The sequence below is a fragment of the Pseudomonas sp. 91RF genome (assembly GCF_003576265.1).
In the GTDB taxonomy this organism is placed as follows: domain Bacteria; phylum Pseudomonadota; class Gammaproteobacteria; order Pseudomonadales; family Pseudomonadaceae; genus Aquipseudomonas; species Aquipseudomonas kribbensis.
In genome coordinates this window covers 91,648-108,356 of the sequence record NZ_QWFC01000012.1, presented here as the reverse complement: position 1 = coordinate 108,356, position 16,709 = coordinate 91,648, and the positions used below count along the sequence as shown (strand labels likewise).

Sequence of the window (16,709 nt, the reverse complement as noted above, 5' to 3'; positions counted from 1 at the left end):
GTGAAACGATGCATCGCCGATGGTAGTGTGGGGTTTCCCCATGTGAGAGTAGGTCATCGTCAAGATTAAATTCCGAAACCCCAATTGCGAAAGCAGTTGGGGTTTTGTTTTGCCCGCAGGAAAGTTTTTTGCCGGCAACAGCGAACAAATTTGCACAGTTATTTTCGAATCAGAACACTAGAATAGACCCCATCTTTTTCGGAGCCAGAGCCCTTATGTCAGATTCGGTTGACGCCCCCGGGCTGTCAGATTTACCGCTGGATGACTTGGTGGCCTGCCATGAGTGCGACTTGCTGATGCGCAAGCCCAAGCTTGCTCACGGCGAAAAAGCCCTCTGCCCACGCTGCGGTTACGAACTATATGCACACCGTCATAACGTGGTGCAGCGTAGTCTTGCCCTGGTCATTGCCGCACTGTTGCTCTATGTGCCGGCGAACTTTTTACCCATCATGCAGCTCAATGTTCTCGGGCAATCGTCGCAGGACACTGTCTGGAGCGGCGTTGTCGGTCTGTTCAATACCGATATGCGCGGTGTTTCAGTCGTCGTATTCCTGTGCAGCATGGCGATCCCACTGCTGAAACTGCTGTGTCAGTTGATCGTGTTGCTGACCATCCGTTTCAACATCGGTCGTTGCTACGGCCTGTTGCTCTACCGCATTTATCACCACCTCAGAGACTGGGGCATGCTTGAGGTCTACCTCATGGGCGTCCTGGTGGCGATCGTCAAACTGGCGGACATGGCGGCCATCACCGTCGGTCTCGGTCTGGCATGTTTCATCGGTTTGTTATTGGTTCAGGTCTGGCTCGAAGTGGTGATGTCACCGCACCAGATCTGGCAGGCGTTATCAGGAGAGGATGCCCATGCGGGCGATTGATGCGGGCATTCTGATCTGTACCGAATGCCACGAACTGAACAAGCAGGATGCCGACAGCGACGTGCAGACCTGCACCCGATGCGGTGCGCTGGTTCACGCCCGACGGCCCAATAGCCTCGCGCGAACCTGGGCGCTGCTGATCACGGCCGCGATCGTCTACATTCCGGCCAACGTCCTGCCGATCATGACGGTCAGTTCGCTGGGCCAGGGTGATCCGAGCACGATCATGTCCGGCGTCATCCAGTTGGTGCAGCACGGCATGATTCCGATTGCTGCCGTGGTGTTCATCGCCAGCATTCTGGTGCCGACCTTCAAGCTGGTGGGTATCGCGTTGCTGCTGTTTTCGGTACAGCGCCGTCAGCCGTTGTCTGCGCGTCAGCGAATCTGGATGTACCGCTTCATCGAGTTCATCGGTCGCTGGTCGATGCTCGACATTTTCGTGATCGCCATTCTGGTGGCGGTCGTCAACTTCGGCCGGCTAGCCAGCGTCGAAGCCAATCTGGGCGCCATCGCCTTCGCCAGTGTGGTGATTCTGACGATGCTCGCCGCTGTCACTTTCGATCCCCGACTGATTTGGGATAACACGGAGTCGGACGCCGACCATGACTGATTTGCCTGTAGCGAAAACCCGACCGGCTTCAAACTGGTCTGCCATTTGGGTACTGCCCCTGATTGCCCTGATCATCGGCGGATGGCTGGGATGGCGTGCCTACAACGAAACCGGCATCGAGATTCAGGTGCGTTTCGAAAGTGGTGAAGGCATCCAGGCCAACAAGACCGAAGTGGTCTACAAAGGCATGTCTGTCGGTAAGGTCAAAGTCCTCAAGCTCGATGACGAAGGTGGTACCAAAGGCGTGATCGCCACCATCGAGATGAACAAGGATGTCGATCAATACCTGAAGACCAGCACCCGCTTCTGGCTAGTCAAACCGAGCGTAACCCTGGCCGGTATCACTGGTCTGGAAACCCTGGTGTCGGGCAACTATGTCGCGATCAGCCCGGGCGAAGGCGAGCCGACCCGCAAGTTCAAGGCTCTGGCCGAAGAGCCGCCGCTGTCGGACTCCAAACCCGGGCTGCACCTGACGATCAAGGCTGATCGCCTGGGTTCGCTGAACCGTGGTAGCCCGGTGTTCTACAAGCAGATCAAAGTCGGCCAGATCAAAAGTTACGTGCTGTCGGAAGACCAGAGCACCGTCGAACTCAAGGTGTTCATCGAGCCGACCTACGCAAAACTCGTGCGCAAACACACGCGTTTCTGGAACGCCAGCGGCATCAGCATCGACGCCAACCTGTCCGGAGTGAAAGTACGCAGCGAGTCCCTGGCCAGCATTGTCGCGGGTGGTATTGCTTTCGCCACGCCAGAGAATCGCAAGGACAGCCCGCCCACCGATCCGAGCTTGCCATTCCGCCTGTACGAAGACTTCGATGCGGCCGCCGCCGGTATCCGCGTGAAGGTCAAACTCAGCGATTTCGAAGGTCTGCAGGCCGGGCGTACGCCGGTGATGTACAAGGGCATTCAGGTCGGTAATCTCAAAGCCCTGAAGATCGATCCTGATCTGTCCAGCGCCACCGCCGAACTGACCCTCGATCCATTGGCCGAAGAATATCTGGTCACCGGTACTCAGTTCTGGGTGGTCAAACCGTCGATTTCCCTTGCCGGCATCACCGGTCTGGAAGCGTTGGTCAAAGGTAACTACATCGCCGTGCGCCCAGGCGACAAGGGCGGTGCACCGCAACGCGAGTTCGAGGCACGGCCAAAAGCGCCGCCTCTGGATCTGAAGGCGCCGGGCCTGCACCTGGTGCTGTTCACCGACAGCCTCGGTTCGATCGAGGTCGGCAGTCCGATTCTCTACAAACAGGTCAAGGTCGGCTCGGTGCAGAGTTATCAATTCTCCAAGACCCGGAAGCAACTGGTGATCGGCGTCCACATCGAGAAGGAATACGAAAACCTGGTCAACGCCTCGACCCGGTTCTGGAACGTCAGCGGCATCACACTGACCGGCGGTCTGACTGGCGGGATACAGGTCAAGAGCGAATCCTTGCAGACCTTGATGGCCGGCGGCATCGCCTTCGAAACGCCGCAAGCCAAGGCGCCGCTGCAGAAGCGGATTCCACGCTTCCGCCTGTTCGCCAATCATGATGACGCGAATCAGAAGGGCGAGGTGGTGACCATCAAGGTGGACCGCGCTGACGGCTTGCGCAGCGGCACGCCGGTTCGTTTCAAGGGACTGGATGTCGGCAAGATTGAAAGCGTCGACCTGACCGATGATCTGCAATCGGTGATCCTCACCGCACGCATCACCGAAGTGCCGGAGAAGATTGCCCGGGTCGGCAGTCAGTTCTGGGTGGTCAAGCCGGAACTGGGGCTGATCAAGACCTCGAATCTGGAAACCCTGGTCACGGGGCAGTACATCGAAGTTCAGCCGGCGGCGAAGAGCCTCGGCCCGCAGAAGAACTTCGTGGCACTGGCCAATCCGCCGGAAGTGAGCAAACAAGAGGCCGGCCTCAGTCTGGTATTGAGCGCCGCCCGTCGTGGTTCGTTGAAGCCTGGCGTGCCGGTGACCTATCGCGAAATTACGGTGGGTAAAGTCACTGGTTACGAACTGGGCCAGACAGCGGATCGCGTTCTGGTGCACATCCTGATCGAGCCGAAATACGCGCCACTGGTACGCAGTGGCAGCCGCTTCTGGAACACCAGCGGTGTCGGGTTCGACATCGGCTTGTTCAATGGCCTGACCGTGCGCACCGAGTCCCTCGAAACGGCGATTCAGGGCGGTATCGCCTTCGCCACACCGGACGGCGAGCGGATGGGCAACCCGGCCCGCGCCGAGCAGACATTCCCGCTGTTCGACAAGTTCGAAGACGAGTGGCTGACCTGGGCGCCGAAAATCCCCCTCGGCAAATAATCCCGCCCAATGAAAAGGGCCGCGATCCAATGGATCGCGGCCCTTTTTTGTGCCCGTCAGCTACGCATCAAACCGCATCCAGCTCCGGTTCATCCGCTTCGACATTGATCGTGGCTTTCACCACATCGTGGCGGCGGATGTACTTCCAGTCCGCCTCGTCGATGTAGATGCCGGCCGGGCCGCTGCCGCCTTCCAGGTCAATAGCGACACTGGCGCAGACCTGCGGCTTCACGCTCGCCAGAATCGGCACGAAGCCCAGCTGGAGGCTGGTTTCCAGCAACGCCGCCTGGTTCCTTTCGTCGATGTCCGCCGCTTCGTCGAGGTAGTACGGCAGGCGTACGCGACCGGCCAGATCGCGATCCATCAGGTGCAGCAACAAATACATGTTGGTCAGCGCCTTGATGGTCATCGTGGTGCCGTTGGACGCCGCGCCATCGATGTCGGTGTGGATAACCGGCTGGCCGTTGACCTTGGTGATCTCGAACGCCAGTTCGAACAAGTCCTTTAGGCCGAGCTGGTTGTGGTTCGCCGCCACCAGCCGCGCCAGGTATTCCTTGGCCTCTTCGTTCTTGTTGTCCTGCTCGGCGCTCTGGCTCAGGTCGAACACCGACAGGGTTTCGCCTTCTTCGTACTGACCGGCGCTGTGGATGATCTGGTCGATGTGCTTGAGCGCTTCCTTGTTCGGCGCCAGGACGATGCGGAAGCTCTGCAGGTTGGACACCTGACGCTTGTTGATTTCGCGGTTGAACAGCGCCAGTTGGTGCTCGAGGCTGTCGTAGTCGCTGCGGATATTGCGCAGGGTCCGCGCAATATCGGTGACCGCCGCGCGACGGGCCTTGCCCAGGGTCAGGGCTTCGTCGGTACGGTGGGCATAAGCGTTGATCAGCAGCGACAGGCGTCGCTCCATGTCGTCTTCGCTGTCGAACTTGGCCACGCCCTTGAGGCGCACTTGCGCGTAGAGCGCTTCGATCTGGCCATCGGCACGCAGCAGGCCTTGCCAGCTGTCCTGATAGTCGTTGAGCAGCGGTAGCAGGTTGTCCATGGAATCGTCGACCGGATCCATGAACGGCGTGCCGAACGGCAGGTCTGCCGGCAGCAACTGACGGCGACGCAGGGCGTCGTCGAGGGTGCGCTGCTTGGCTTCCATGTCGGCGATCTGCCGGCCGACCAGTTGCAGCTTGGCGGACAGTTGCTGGACGCGCTCGGTGAACGCATCGCTGGAGCGCTTGAGTTCGTCCTGCGCGGCTTCCATCTGCGCCAGTTGCTCCAGCTTGTCGCCTTCTTCGGCGCTCAGGGTCTGGGTTCGACGGAAATCTTCCAGCGCTTTCTGCGCATCCAGCACCTGCTGGTACAGCGCTTCGGTCTGGGTCTTGCTCGCGGCGCGGTCGGCGGCCACGGCTTGTTGGGTTTTCAGTTGCTTGAGTTCTTTTTCCAGACGCTCTTTCTGATCGCGCAGCGCGGCACGGTCGGCCAGCGCTTGCAGGGCCGGCGGCTCGATGTGCGAGATGTCGATCGACAGGCCCGGCACTTCGAAACGCTCGCCCTTGAAGCCGTCGAGGATCAGCTCGACCGATTTCACCCATTCGCCGTCCTCGTCGAGGGTGATGCCGTGTTCACCCAGCGGCAGGCTGAACAGCGCGCTGTTGAACAGACGCATCAGGCGCTCGACATCCTGTTGCGAAAACTCTTCGCGCAGGCGGGCGTAACTGTTGTTGTCGGCGTGATCGAGTTGCTGCTTCACCGACTTAAGGCGTTTTTCCAGATCCCGCAGGCGTTCTTCGAGATCCTCGGCACTGAACTGACGAGACTGCGCCAGTGCACCGGCGAGTTCGTCGTGAGCGTCCTTGGCGGCGAGCAGTTGCTGCTCGAGCACTTTCACGTCATCGATCAGCGCAAAGCGATTCTTCAGTACCGACAACTCACCCAGCCAGCGCTGGATGCCGGAGATTTCCCGCTCCAGACGCATCAGCTCCTGAGTGCCGCCGCGCTGGTCGTTCTGCAGGTCGTCCTGTTCGCGACGGTAGTGCTCGGCCTGAATGGTCAGCTCTTCCTTGCGCGCCGTGGCGTAGTCCGACCAGGTGCCGAGCAACGAGTCGAGCAATGGCGACAGGCGATGCAGCTTGCCGCGCAGCACGTCGCGCTGTTTCACGCCGTTGGCCAAGGCTTCGACCAACGGACCGGCAGCCACCAGCGAGTTGTAGTCCTGTTCCATGCGACGCACATCGCGGAAGGCTTCTTCGCACGCGGCGATGTAGTCGACGCTGCCGGAACGCAGGCTGTGTTCGAAGGCATCGAGGAACAGCTGTTTGAGCTTGGCGGCGGTGATTTCACGCATGTGCAGCAGGTTGATGAACAGTGCGCGGAAAGTCTTCAGGCTCTGCTCGCTGGTGGAGCGCAGCGGAATCAGGGTCAGATCCAGCGGGATCGACGTATGACCGCCGACCAGCAAACGACGCAGCTCGTCAGGTTTGAGTTCGTAGGCTTTCAAGCCTTCCTTCTCAAGGTTGCTGAACAGCTCTTTCTGGCGCAGGCAGGTATCGTTTTTCTGGTAGTGGGCCAGATCGAGCTTGCCGGCATAGGCGAAGAACTGGTGACCGAAACCACCGCCGGGACCGCGACCGACCACGCCGATCACGTGCGGGCCGTGGGGCAGGTTCACTTCGACAAGAATGTAGCTGGTGTCGGAGGCAAAGTAGAAACGCCGGGACTGTTCCAGGCTGTACTTGCCGAAACTCATGTCCGACATGCGCGCCAGAATCGGGAACTGCAAGGCGTTGATCGAGGCGGATTTACCGAGGTTATTCGCGCCGTAGACCGACAGCGGTTCTTCCAGCGGGAACAGGCCGAGGCTGTAGCCGGCGGTGTTCAAAAGGGCAAAGCGGCGGATGCCGTAGCGTTCCTGGCTCATGCGTCGGACTCCTGTTCTTCGGCAATGGCGCGGGCCAGTGCGTCTTCTTCGCTTTCTTCTTCAAACTCGGTCAGGTCTAGCGGATCGTCGGTTTCCAGCATTCGGGCTTCGGCCTCTTCGTCGATCAGCACCGGCGCCGGCAGCGGCAGCACGCTGTGGACGCTGGCCGCCAGATCGCGGTCCTGCTGCACCGACAGGCACACGTCGAGGAAGCGGTGCATCGGCGGCAGGAAGCGGTACACACCGTTTTCTTCGCCGGCGAAGCCGAGCTGAGTCATGCGGCGCATGATTTTCTCTTCGAGCTCATCAACGGTCTGCACTTCGGCCTGGATGAACAGGTCGCGGTACTTTTCCAGCAGCGATGGCAGTTCGTCGCGGCCGAGGCTGCCGCCGTCCAGTACGGCGATCGGGTCGCGGCCCTGGTCAGCCAGGTGCTCGACAAGGATGAAGGTGAACAGCGCCAGACGCTGGGCGGTCTTGTTTACCGCTGCAGCAGCCATGTCCGGCACGAAGTAGTAGAAGCCACGGGTATCGCAGACCAGTTCGAAACCCAGGGCCTTGAACAGCGTGCGGTACTGATCCTGGAAGTTCGACAGCTGCGCATACAGTTCAGGGTCGCGGCGGCTGACGTGGTAGCCCTTGAACAGTTCGCGGAAGATCGGCGCCAGTTGAGACAGTTCGGAGAGATCAAGATGCATGTGGAGTGCTCGCAGAATCCTCGGCGGCGGGATCGCGGGCCGAGAGCAGGGCGAAGGAGCGCAGGCTGACCTGGTGCTCGTGAGTATGGTATTCGCGGCGTTCCAGACGCTCGCGCTTGAAGCGTTTTTCCCGCGACAGGCGCGAGAACCAGTACAGCAATTCGTCGGTGGCGCCGTCCGGTTCCTGTTCCAGCAGCCAGGTCATCAGATCCGGCATCGGCAGGGACTCTTCGCAGCGGTCGACCATTTCGCGCACGGTGCGCGGTGCGCGCGGAGCATCGCCCGTCTTTTGCGACTTGTGCGCCTTGGGGAAGCGCGCCGGTTTCGGCTCGAAACGGGCCAGGGCGTAGACGTAGGCTTCAACCTGACTGGCGCTGCCGAGGAAGGTGCTTTGCGGCCGGGTGAACAGCGGCATCGCGGCTTGCGGCACGGCGTCGATGCCTTTGCGGCGGATCGCCGCCAGCGCCAGCGCAGCACCACGGGTTACGGCGTTGTGCCGGCGCGCTTCTTCACGCAGCGGCAGCAGCAGTTCCCGGGCGTGACGCAGGGTCAACTGGGCGCTGGTCTGCATTTCGAGGATGCGCGCGTGGGTGCGCAGCAGCATGTCGTCATCGACCAGATGGCCGAGGCGCTGCTGTTCGCTGAGCATCTTCAACAACACGGTTTCGACCTTGCGCACGCCTTGTTCGAAGGCGCCGTCGGCGTTCACCAGATCGATCATCGGTTCGACGTATTCGTCCCAGGTCGCCAGTACTTCGGCGTAACGCTGACGCAGGGGGATTTGCCGGTCGCTGGTCTTGGCCCGTTCGGCCACCGCCACCAGCGCCTGTTCGTCGTTGTCGAGTTTCTTCAGGACGTCACGCACACGCATGTCGAGCAGGCGCAACTGACGGGCCAGGTCATTGCCGTCACGGATGTCGAACGCATCCTGAATGTAGCCGGCCAGACGCTCGAGGTGACGCAGGTAGGCTTCGATCTCCAGGCACAGGCCCAGACGGTGTTCCCGGCGCAGGTAGGCGAGGAAGTCATGGATTTGCGCGTTGAGCTCAAAACGGTTCGGGCTTTTCGCCACGGGAACCAGAATGTCGAGGCGAATCCACACGTCGAGCAGGCTGGTGATGTCCTGCGGCGTGCTTTCCAGTTGTTGGGCGGCCAGTTGCGTGCGCAGTTCGTTGAGGCTCAGGGTGCCCTGGTCGAAGTGCTCGCACAGTGGCTCCAGAAGTGCCCAGTGTTCAGCGAGGGCGCGCAAGACGCGCTTGGGTTCGATCATCGGAATGGCCGGCTGGTTGGCGATTAAAAGCCGCGATTGTACTGCATCACGCGGGATGCGATTCACTCTCGGGACGGGCTGTCGCTTTTCTTTGCGTCAAGGTATCGGTCAAGACTATCGATCAACAGCGGGCGATCTTGAGCGAAGGGCGGTAGAATCAGCGCACTTCAGTTATCCACAAGTGGCCGACCCTTGCTAATCGAGTCCCGCCGCCGCGCCTATTTGAACGCCATGCAGGTGGTCAACTGGCTGCCGCGCACCGAATTGCCCTTCGCCGCACCGTCGCGGCCCGAGCTGCTGGAGCCGCTGGCGCCAGAGCCTGAGGTTTTGCTGTCCGTCGCACCGGCATCCCCGGCTGAAGCGCCGGCTCAGCCGGCTGCGCGTGTAGCCGAGCGGCCGAAGATCGAGGTCCCGCGACCGACGCCCGCCAGCGGCCGCCCTGCCGCCAAACCGGTGGAGGAAGCCGAAGAAGCGCCTGTGGTCGTACGGCCCGCGCCGGTGCCGCCACCGCGTTTCGCCCTGCAATTGCTGCGCGCCGGTCGTTGCCTGTTGCTGGTGGAGTTACCCACAGGCGAATCGTTCCAGAGCCGGGATCCTGCCTATTTGCTGCTCAAGGACATGCTGCGGGCCGCCGGTCTGTCGGATGCGCCGCAGATCGTCGGCGATCCGGTGCGTTGGCCATTGCTGGTGCGCGGCACCATGGATCAGGGGCCGGATGCGGCCCGGGATTTCGTCCAGGGTTTCCTTTCGGTGCAAATGGAGGCGTCGCCGTGCGCCTGCCTGTGGCTGATCGGTCTGCCGGCGGTGCGTTTTGCCGGCGAAGCGGATGCCGAAGCGTTCAACAGTGAATTGCAGATCGAGGGTCTTGGCCTGGCCTGGGCCGTGCCGGGACTGGAATTGTTGATGGAAGAGCCACAGCGCAAAGCCGCCGTGTGGCAAGCCATGCGTCGGCTGATGGCGCGCTGGAAAGAATCGAATGAGTGATGCGGTAACCTTCCGTCCGATGGTCGAAGCCGATCTGGACGCTGTGCTGAAAATTGAATTCGCGGCCTACAGCCATCCCTGGACCCGCGGGATTTTTCTCGACGGGCTGGGCAAATACCAGATCTGGCTGATGTTCGAGGGCGAGCAGCAGGTCGGCCACGGGGTGGTGCAGATCATTCTGGATGAGGCGCACCTGCTCAACATCACGGTCAAGCCGGAGAATCAGGGCCGCGGCCTGGGGCTGACATTGCTCGAATACCTGATGTCCCGTGCCTATGCGGCCGATGCCCGGGAGTGTTTCCTGGAAGTGCGCGACAGCAACACAGCGGCGTTCCGCTTGTACGAGCGCTACGGTTTCAACGAAATCGGCCGTCGTCGCGATTACTACCCGGCGGTGGGCGGGCGTGAAGACGCCGTGGTCATGGCCTGCACCCTGGTTGACTGATCGCCGTTGGAAGCTGCTTCAAACTGAGGCAGCTTCCAACGAACATTTCAGCGTTTGCCGTCCATCGGGTCGCGACGCGCCATTTCCGCTTCATCCAGCCCGTCGCTGCCGCCAATGTCGTCCTCATCGACAATGCTCAAATCCCAATCCGCCTGATTGCCTGACCCCAACTCATCGGCATCACGGGCGCCGTCTTCACGGATCAGGGTTTCCGGGCTCAGGTCATCGTCGGTCGGCTCATGATCAGTCACTGAAGCACCGGTCAAACCCGCCTCCCGTACCCGCTCGCGAGGCATCCGTTGCTCACGCTCACGTTCCGGCAGTTCATCGCCGATCTTCGCACTGGGCTGTTCGTCGTCGAAATCCAGCTCATGCACCGATCCCATGCGGTCTTCGTTATCATCGATGGGCTCCGGCTGCACCGCGTCGAAGGGACGTCGTGAATCAGTCATGGCAAATCCTCATACTGTGGGCCTTACTGAGGTGGACTCACCCGGCACACGAGAAATTCCAATGAAATCACTTGCGATCCTTTCGTGACCCCGACGGACGGTTGTCTGTCATAGCAGCGCATCTTTCTTGAGGCCTTACAGCATGCATGACTTACAAGACCTGATTGATAACAACGAGCGTTGGGCTGACGCGATCACCAAGGAAGACCCGGATTTCTTCGCCAAACTGGCCCGCCAGCAGACGCCTGAATACCTGTGGATCGGTTGCTCCGACGCGCGGGTTCCGGCCAACGAAATCGTCGGCATGCTGCCGGGCGATCTGTTCGTTCACCGCAACGTGGCCAACGTGGTGCTGCACACTGACCTCAACTGCCTGTCGGTGATCCAGTACGCGGTGGACGTGCTCAAGGTCAAACACATACTGGTCACCGGCCACTACGGTTGCGGCGGTGTGCGGGCGTCGATGCAGGACCGTCAGTTCGGTCTGATCGATGGCTGGCTGCGGTCGATTCGCGATCTGTATTACGAAAAGCGCGAAGAACTCGCCAAACTGCCGACCGAAGAGGAACAGGTCGATCGTCTGTGCGAACTCAACGTGATCCAGCAAGTGGCCAACGTCGCTCACACCAGCATCATCCAGAACGCCTGGCATCGCGGGCAGAGCCTGTCGATCCACGGTTGCATCTACGGCATCAAGGATGGCCGCTGGAAAAGTCTGAACACGACCATCAGCGGTTTCGAGCAACTGCCGCCGCAATATCGCCTGCGTCCGGTCGGCGCACCGTAACCTGCAAGTCAGCGCATGCCTTGTCGCAGCCAGCTCTTCAAATAGCGCTGGCCTTCAAGGCTGGGTGGTTCGTCGTAACCGGTGATCCAGCCGCGACAATGTGCTGACCCGCACCCACACGCAAACTGCTTGAGCAGACGATCCTCGGTGGCGGTGTAATCCATGGTCAGTCGCTCGCCTGGCTGAATGTCTCGCACGGCCCACAGCCATAATTCGCTCATGTCGATGAATACGTTCGGGTCGCAGGAGTGCTCGAGCAATCCGCAGAAGCGTGGATCGTAAATATGGATGCCGGCCTGTAATTGCCGGGTCTGGCGGCAGCGGTAGGGCAACAATTGACCCGAGACCCTGCACATGCGGGTGATGCGCAGAAATTCCCGGCGCGCGACGACTGCGCAGGGCGTTCCCCGGGCGTCGTGAATCACTTCGAAGTCGGCACGGGAAGGGAATCCGAGGCGCACGGGAAGCCCCATGAACGGGTAGATCCCCTCTGTATCGCGGGGCGTGGGATGGCGAAGGACTTGCGTATTCATAACGATCCCTGTCGAAAGATGCTGCGACTTCAACAGGGCAGTTTCCATTCAGCCCGGTAACACAGTATTGGATCCAATATCTCGTATATGAAACTACAGATCTACTGTCACATCTGACAGGGGCGAAAGACGCTTTTCCGCGTCAGCCTGCGCTGACACGGAAAAGCCATTCTTGCGTCAAATATGCGGAGCAGGCACCGCGGTGTCCGGCATCGGGCTTTGAAGCTGTTGCAACTGGGCCTTGATCGGTGTGGTGGCGCACTTGGCGGCGGCCTGTTCGGCGGTCAGGTTGCGGATCGAGGTGTAGAACAACTCGCAGGTCTTGACCTTCTGCGTCACTTGCCAGGTCTGGGTGCAACTGTTCAGCAGGGTTTTCGGGTCGGTGCCCGGCTTGCTGCCCATGCCGGCCTGCCAGCAGGCGGCGCTCAAGTCCTGGCCCATCACTTTCAGCCCCGCCGCGTCAGCCTTGGCCTGGGCGTCGTCACCGGTGTAGCTCTTGGGATCGGCGGCGTACCAGATGTAGCTCGGGTGGTTGGAACCCAGTACCGGCACGTTCACCCCGGCGCTCGGAGTGATGGTTGCAAGGCCCAGAACATCCACGGTCTGCCCGTATTGTTTCTTGATCCAGTTACGCACCGGTGCACCGAAGGCCACCATCGGCAGGGCAGCACCGCTGGCGCTGACGCTGACCTGTTTGACCATGGTGGTCTGGTAGTCCTTGAAATAATCGTAGACCCCTTCAAGGTCGCTGCCGGCGCTGGCGGGGGCGGCAATCGGCGCGATGTCGACGATGGTCTGGTAACCCGGCGTCTGGTCGGCCGGGATACCGTTGTCGGTCAGCAGCGCAGCCCAGCGATCGGTGGTGTTGGAGCGCAGGTAGTCCTGGGCCTGGGTCAGCGAGTAATCCGGCGGGAAGTGCAGCAGTTCGACGCTTTTACGATTTTCCAGAGCCATGCCCAGCGGCAGGAACAAGTACCAGCTGTACGCCCACTTGCCATCGGCGTTGAGCTTGCTGGCACCGGTGTAGGCCAGGTCCCCGGCATCCAGCAGCGCGGTCAACGGCTTGTCGTAACCTTTCGGCACACCGCTGATCTCGGCATAGATCTGCCCGTTGTCATTCTTCACCAGCACCTTGGCACCGGCGTAGCCATCGCGCTGCACGCTTTGGCTCAGATAGTGGGCGACGGTCTGCTCAAGCGTCCAGTTGCGAAAGCAGATCACGCTGCAATTGTTGGGATAAGCGAAGAGGCGGGTGACGCGTTCGGTGCTGCCCAGTTTCAGGTCGACATCGGCGTGGGCGGCTGCGCTCAATGTGAGCGCAGCGAGGGTGAGTCCTGCGAGTTTGAACATGCTCAGATCCTTTTCAGCGTGGGTTCCCCGTTGCTCGGGTGAGCCACATATTGGATCAGCCGGGTGATGGCGAGAAGCCGTCAGCCGCAGTTTTTTGAGCCGTACTGCAGGACCTGTCCTCAGGCCTTGAAATGCAGGGCGTTGGTCAAGTCACCCATGGGTTTCTGGCCCCGGCCGGTCATTGCATCGTCACGCTGCTTGATCCCCGCCAGGGTCTCCAGCTGGAAGACTCGGGTGATCAGGCGCAGGATCGAAGCGGTGTCATAGACCGTGTGATCCACCGCGCCCTTGCGGGCGAACGGCGACACCACCAGCGCCGGCACCCGCGAACCCGGCCCCCAGCGATCGCCCTTGGGCGGCGCGACGTGGTCCCACCAGCCGCCGTTTTCATCGACGGTCACGATTACCACCATGTTTTTCCATTGCGGACTTTCCCGCAGCACTTTCAACGCGCGGACGATGTGCCGATCACCGGAAGCCACGTCGGCGTAACCGGCGTGCATGTTCAGGTTGCCCTGGGGCTTGTAGAAACTCACGGCCGGCAGCTTGCCGGCCTCGGCATCGGCGAAGAATTTGTTGGTGCTCGATTCGTCTCCCAGACCGGCGTCGCGCAGGCGTTTGTTGCGCTCTTCGGGGTGCTCCGGGCCCTGCTGCTGGAAGTAGTTGAACGGCTGGTGGTGATACTGGAAGTTGGGGATCTTCGGAATGCCGCCGGAATCCTTGAACTGATCCAGCGTCGCCTGCCAGGCACCGGCGTACCACGCCCAGTCGATGTTTTTCTTCGACAGCTTGTCGCCAATGTGCTCGTGGGTCTGCGGCACCATGACGTTCGGCAGATCAGCTTTGGAATACGCCGGGCGCTCCGGGTCACGGATCCAGGTCGGCCAGTAGGGCGGGGCGAGGGTGTTGACCCCGTAACCGTCCGGGGTCAGCGCGCTAGGGCCGAACTGCGGTGGGCCGGTCATGGCGCTGGCCGGGGACTGCTCCAGCGGCTTGAGGCGCGTATCGGCCGGGTCATCGCTTTGCAGCGCGGCGATCTGGCTCTTGGCGACAGAGTTGGCAACATTCGGGTAGAACGGCGCGGTGGCGCTGATCAGATACTGGTGGTTGAGGAACGAACCACCGAAGGCCCCCTGGAAGAAGTTGTCGCACAGCACGAACTCCTGGGCCACGTCCCACAGGCGCAGGGAGTAGCGACTCTGGGCGTAGTGACCCATGGTCAGGCCGCCAGAGTCGGCCCAGGCCACGAAACCGTCATTCTTGCCGCCGTTGATCTGCATCTGATTTTGATAGAACACGTGCCAAAGGTCGCGGGTTACCAGGCCAAGTGGCAGGTCCTCGGCATTCGGGCCTTTCAGTGCGAAAGGCGCGTTGGGCAGGTTTTCCTGAAACTGCACGGCGTTGGGATAGGTCACGCCATCAAGCGTTTGCGGGCCGATCTGCAATACACCGCCCCAGGCCGGCGGCAGGGTCTGCAGCAGGCTGCCGTCGCGGTCGCGCTGCTGGTATTCCTCAGGCTTGAGTGCGGACAGCGGCTTCTCGACACCGGGGAAATCACCGAACAGGTTATTGAAGCTGCGGTTCTCGGCGTAGATCACCACAACGGTCTTCACCTGATCGCGCAGGGCCTTGTCCAGCTCTGCGGGCGAGAGCGGACGCTCCTCGGGCTTGCCCGGTTGATCACCGGCATTCCCGCACCCGGCCAGCGTGGCGCCCACACCCAGCACGGCGACACCGCCGAGAAAACGGCGGCGGCTGGTATCGGTGGGATTGTCGGATTCAGGCGAGGAGGGGGCTTTGCCGTCGGTGTCGTCGTTCATGTAGAAGTCCGTTTATGCTTAATTGTTTCAGTATGTTTCGGGCGGACGCTAGCAAGGGAATGTGACGGTTGGGTGACATTTCCAAGGCGCAGAAACAAATGAGGGAGCCAGTACGCTAGCTCCCTCATGAGAATCACGCCTGGAGAGGATTCCGCGTCATGGCATCACCGGCGGCGTATACGCCAACGTCGTCCCCAACGCCCACAGCAACAGCAGCACCAGCGGTGTGTGCACCAGCAGTTGTACGAACGAGAAACCGATCAGATCCCGGGCCTTCAACCCCAGCACGCCCAGCAACGGCAGCATGTAGAACGGGTTGATCAGGTTCGGCAGGGCTTCGGCGGCGTTGTAGATCTGCACGGCCCAGCCGAGGTGGTATTTCAGGTCGGTGGCAACCTGCATCACGTACGGCGCCTCGATGATCCACTTACCGCCCCCGGACGGAATGAAGAAGCCGAGAATCGCCGAGTACACGCCCATCAGCAGCGCATAGGTGTCGTGGGACGCGATGCTGACGAAGAACGTCGAGATATGGTGAGCCAGGGTCTGGGCATCGGTGCCCTTGACCGTGGTCATCAGCGCGGCAATCGAGCCGTACAGCGGGAACTGGATAAGCACGCCGGTGGTGGTCGGCACCGCTCGTGCCACCGCATCGAGGAAGCTGCGCGGCCGCCAGTGCAGCAATGCACCGAGCATGATGAACAGGAAGTTGTAGGTGTTGAGCCCGGAAATCGCGGTGATCGCCGGTTTGGTCGAGAACTCGTGGAACAGCCATCCGGCCGCCAGCAGCACCAGCACGATGATCAGCAGCGGGCTGTGCTCCAGCCATTCACCGGGGCGGGTGCGCGGTTGCAGCGGCGGCAGGTTGAAGGCCGGGTCGATGCCGCAGGCCTTGGCGTCACGCGCCGAGTTCGGGCCGGGCGCGGTGGCGTAAGCGATGATGATCGAGATCACCACCAGCGCCAGCAACATCACGCCCGACTGCCAGAGAAAAATCGTCTGGGTGAATGGAATCACCCCGGTAATCGACAGGATCGACGGCGGCAGGCTGGCGGGGTTGGCCTGCAACTGTGCGGCAGAGGACGACAGACCCAGCGCCCATACGGCGCCAAGGCCCAGATAAGCTGCGGCTCCGGCGGCGCGGTAATCCATTTTCAGATCGGTGCGCCGGGCGAGGGCGCGCACCAGCAGACCGCCGAACACCAGCGACAGGCCCCAGTTGAGCAACGACGCGACCATCGAGATCAGCGCGACCCAGGCCACGGCGGAGCGGCCGTTCTTCGGGATTCGCGCCAGGCGATCGATCAGCTTCACGGCGGGCGGCGAGCTGGCCACCACGTAACCGCCGATCACCACGAAGGCCATCTGCATGGTGAAGGGGATCAGGCTCCAGAAGCCGTCACCGAAAGCCATGGCAGCATCGGTGGGTTTGGCGCCCATGGCCAGGGTGGCCAGGGCCACGATGATCACGGCGAGCGCGGCGAACACCCAGGAGTCGGGAAACCAGCGTTCGGCAAAACTGGAGCAGCGCAAGGCAAAGCGCGCAGAGCGGCTATCTTCGATATCAACGGCCACGGGAGTACCTCGGATTTTTATGTTTATTGTGGTCTTCGGGGCTTGGCCGGCCCGTCTGGACAGGTGCCAACAGTAAATCAACCGGCGGATTTATGTGACCGTGTTT

The 16,709-nt window shown here is 61.2% G+C and carries 14 protein-coding genes; 6 read left to right on the top strand and 8 right to left on the bottom strand.

All coding sequences use genetic code 11. The features are described from left to right. Positions 1-215: 215 nt before the first annotated feature. The 3 genes from DXT77_RS02605 to DXT77_RS02595 are packed head-to-tail and all read left to right on the top strand — an operon-like array spanning position 216 to position 3,781. Complete coding sequence (locus DXT77_RS02605) at positions 216-875, top strand: paraquat-inducible protein A (RefSeq protein WP_119426512.1); 660 nt, start codon at positions 216-218, stop codon at positions 873-875. Then, positions 862-1,485, top strand: a complete 624-nt coding sequence (locus tag DXT77_RS02600; protein ID WP_085709261.1) for a paraquat-inducible protein A — start codon at positions 862-864, stop codon at positions 1,483-1,485. The genes DXT77_RS02605 and DXT77_RS02600 overlap by 14 nt, the downstream gene beginning before the upstream one ends. Continuing rightward, positions 1,478-3,781 (top strand): intermembrane transport protein PqiB, encoded by a 2,304-nt coding sequence (locus tag DXT77_RS02595; RefSeq protein ID WP_119426511.1) that lies wholly within the window; start codon positions 1,478-1,480, stop codon positions 3,779-3,781. Before DXT77_RS02600 ends, DXT77_RS02595 begins: the two co-directional genes overlap by 8 nt. 67 nt (positions 3,782-3,848) lie before the next feature. Here DXT77_RS02595 and mksF read toward each other — a convergent pair whose 3' ends face one another. Genes mksF through mksB form a run of 3 tightly spaced genes read right to left on the bottom strand, consistent with a single transcriptional unit; the run spans position 3,849 to position 8,657 of the window. Then, positions 3,849-6,689 carry an Mks condensin complex protein MksF gene (gene mksF, locus DXT77_RS02590; RefSeq protein WP_085709263.1) on the bottom strand — a complete coding sequence of 947 codons (2,841 nt, stop codon included), beginning with the start codon at positions 6,687-6,689 and terminating at the stop codon, positions 3,849-3,851. Continuing rightward, complete coding sequence (gene mksE / locus DXT77_RS02585; RefSeq protein ID WP_119426510.1) at positions 6,686-7,387, bottom strand: Mks condensin complex protein MksE; 702 nt, start codon at positions 7,385-7,387, stop codon at positions 6,686-6,688. Before mksE ends, mksF begins: the two co-directional genes overlap by 4 nt. Then, a complete protein-coding gene (gene mksB / locus DXT77_RS02580) occupies positions 7,377-8,657 on the bottom strand; it encodes an Mks condensin complex protein MksB (RefSeq protein ID WP_162803512.1) in 1,281 nt (426 codons plus the stop codon). Before mksB ends, mksE begins: the two co-directional genes overlap by 11 nt. 231 nt (positions 8,658-8,888) lie before the next feature. On the opposite strand from mksB, the gene DXT77_RS02575 reads away from it, so the two are divergent. Both DXT77_RS02575 and rimI read left to right on the top strand, forming a co-directional pair. Next, a complete protein-coding gene (locus DXT77_RS02575) occupies positions 8,889-9,641 on the top strand; it encodes an energy transducer TonB (protein WP_119426509.1) in 753 nt (250 codons plus the stop codon). Then, positions 9,634-10,086, top strand: coding sequence for a ribosomal protein S18-alanine N-acetyltransferase (rimI, locus tag DXT77_RS02570; protein WP_085709267.1), 453 nt, complete (start codon positions 9,634-9,636; stop codon positions 10,084-10,086). The genes DXT77_RS02575 and rimI overlap by 8 nt, the downstream gene beginning before the upstream one ends. A gap of 47 nt (positions 10,087-10,133) precedes the next feature. Here rimI and DXT77_RS02565 read toward each other — a convergent pair whose 3' ends face one another. Beyond that, positions 10,134-10,538, bottom strand: coding sequence for a serine kinase/phosphatase (locus tag DXT77_RS02565; protein WP_119426508.1), 405 nt, complete (start codon positions 10,536-10,538; stop codon positions 10,134-10,136). Positions 10,539-10,680: 142 nt separating this feature from the next. Here DXT77_RS02565 and can point away from each other — a divergent pair, with 142 nt between their 5' ends. Next, positions 10,681-11,325, top strand: coding sequence for a carbonate dehydratase (can, locus tag DXT77_RS02560; RefSeq protein WP_007951756.1), 645 nt, complete (start codon positions 10,681-10,683; stop codon positions 11,323-11,325). Between the two features lie 8 nt (positions 11,326-11,333). On the opposite strand, the gene DXT77_RS02555 is transcribed toward can, so the two are convergent. From DXT77_RS02555 to DXT77_RS02540, 4 genes are all read right to left on the bottom strand, one after another. Then, positions 11,334-11,858, bottom strand: a complete 525-nt coding sequence (locus tag DXT77_RS02555) for an SET domain-containing protein-lysine N-methyltransferase (protein ID WP_119426516.1) — start codon at positions 11,856-11,858, stop codon at positions 11,334-11,336. A gap of 177 nt (positions 11,859-12,035) precedes the next feature. Beyond that, positions 12,036-13,208 (bottom strand): hypothetical protein, encoded by a 1,173-nt coding sequence (locus DXT77_RS02550; protein ID WP_119426507.1) that lies wholly within the window; start codon positions 13,206-13,208, stop codon positions 12,036-12,038. A gap of 119 nt (positions 13,209-13,327) precedes the next feature. Further along, complete coding sequence (gene acpA / locus DXT77_RS02545) at positions 13,328-15,028, bottom strand: acid phosphatase (RefSeq protein ID WP_119426506.1); 1,701 nt, start codon at positions 15,026-15,028, stop codon at positions 13,328-13,330. A 156-nt stretch (positions 15,029-15,184) separates the two neighbouring features. Then, entirely contained in the window at positions 15,185-16,603 is a 1,419-nt protein-coding gene (locus DXT77_RS02540; protein ID WP_085709272.1) for a short-chain fatty acid transporter, read from the bottom strand. Between the last annotated feature and the right edge of the window lie 106 nt (positions 16,604-16,709).

Coding starts and splice junctions, on each gene's coding strand:
- DXT77_RS02605 (WP_119426512.1), top strand. CDS start 216: ATGTCAGATTCGGTTGACGCCCCCGGGCTGTCAGATTTACCGCTGGAT.
- DXT77_RS02600 (WP_085709261.1), top strand. CDS start 862: ATGCGGGCGATTGATGCGGGCATTCTGATCTGTACCGAATGCCACGAA.
- DXT77_RS02595 (WP_119426511.1), top strand. CDS start 1,478: ATGACTGATTTGCCTGTAGCGAAAACCCGACCGGCTTCAAACTGGTCT.
- mksF (WP_085709263.1), bottom strand. CDS start 6,689: ATGAGCCAGGAACGCTACGGCATCCGCCGCTTTGCCCTTTTGAACACC.
- mksE (WP_119426510.1), bottom strand. CDS start 7,387: ATGCATCTTGATCTCTCCGAACTGTCTCAACTGGCGCCGATCTTCCGC.
- mksB (WP_162803512.1), bottom strand. CDS start 8,657: ATGATCGAACCCAAGCGCGTCTTGCGCGCCCTCGCTGAACACTGGGCA.
- DXT77_RS02575 (WP_119426509.1), top strand. CDS start 8,889: ATGCAGGTGGTCAACTGGCTGCCGCGCACCGAATTGCCCTTCGCCGCA.
- rimI (WP_085709267.1), top strand. CDS start 9,634: ATGAGTGATGCGGTAACCTTCCGTCCGATGGTCGAAGCCGATCTGGAC.
- DXT77_RS02565 (WP_119426508.1), bottom strand. CDS start 10,538: ATGACTGATTCACGACGTCCCTTCGACGCGGTGCAGCCGGAGCCCATC.
- can (WP_007951756.1), top strand. CDS start 10,681: ATGCATGACTTACAAGACCTGATTGATAACAACGAGCGTTGGGCTGAC.
- DXT77_RS02555 (WP_119426516.1), bottom strand. CDS start 11,858: ATGAATACGCAAGTCCTTCGCCATCCCACGCCCCGCGATACAGAGGGG.
- DXT77_RS02550 (WP_119426507.1), bottom strand. CDS start 13,208: ATGTTCAAACTCGCAGGACTCACCCTCGCTGCGCTCACATTGAGCGCA.
- acpA (WP_119426506.1), bottom strand. CDS start 15,028: ATGAACGACGACACCGACGGCAAAGCCCCCTCCTCGCCTGAATCCGAC.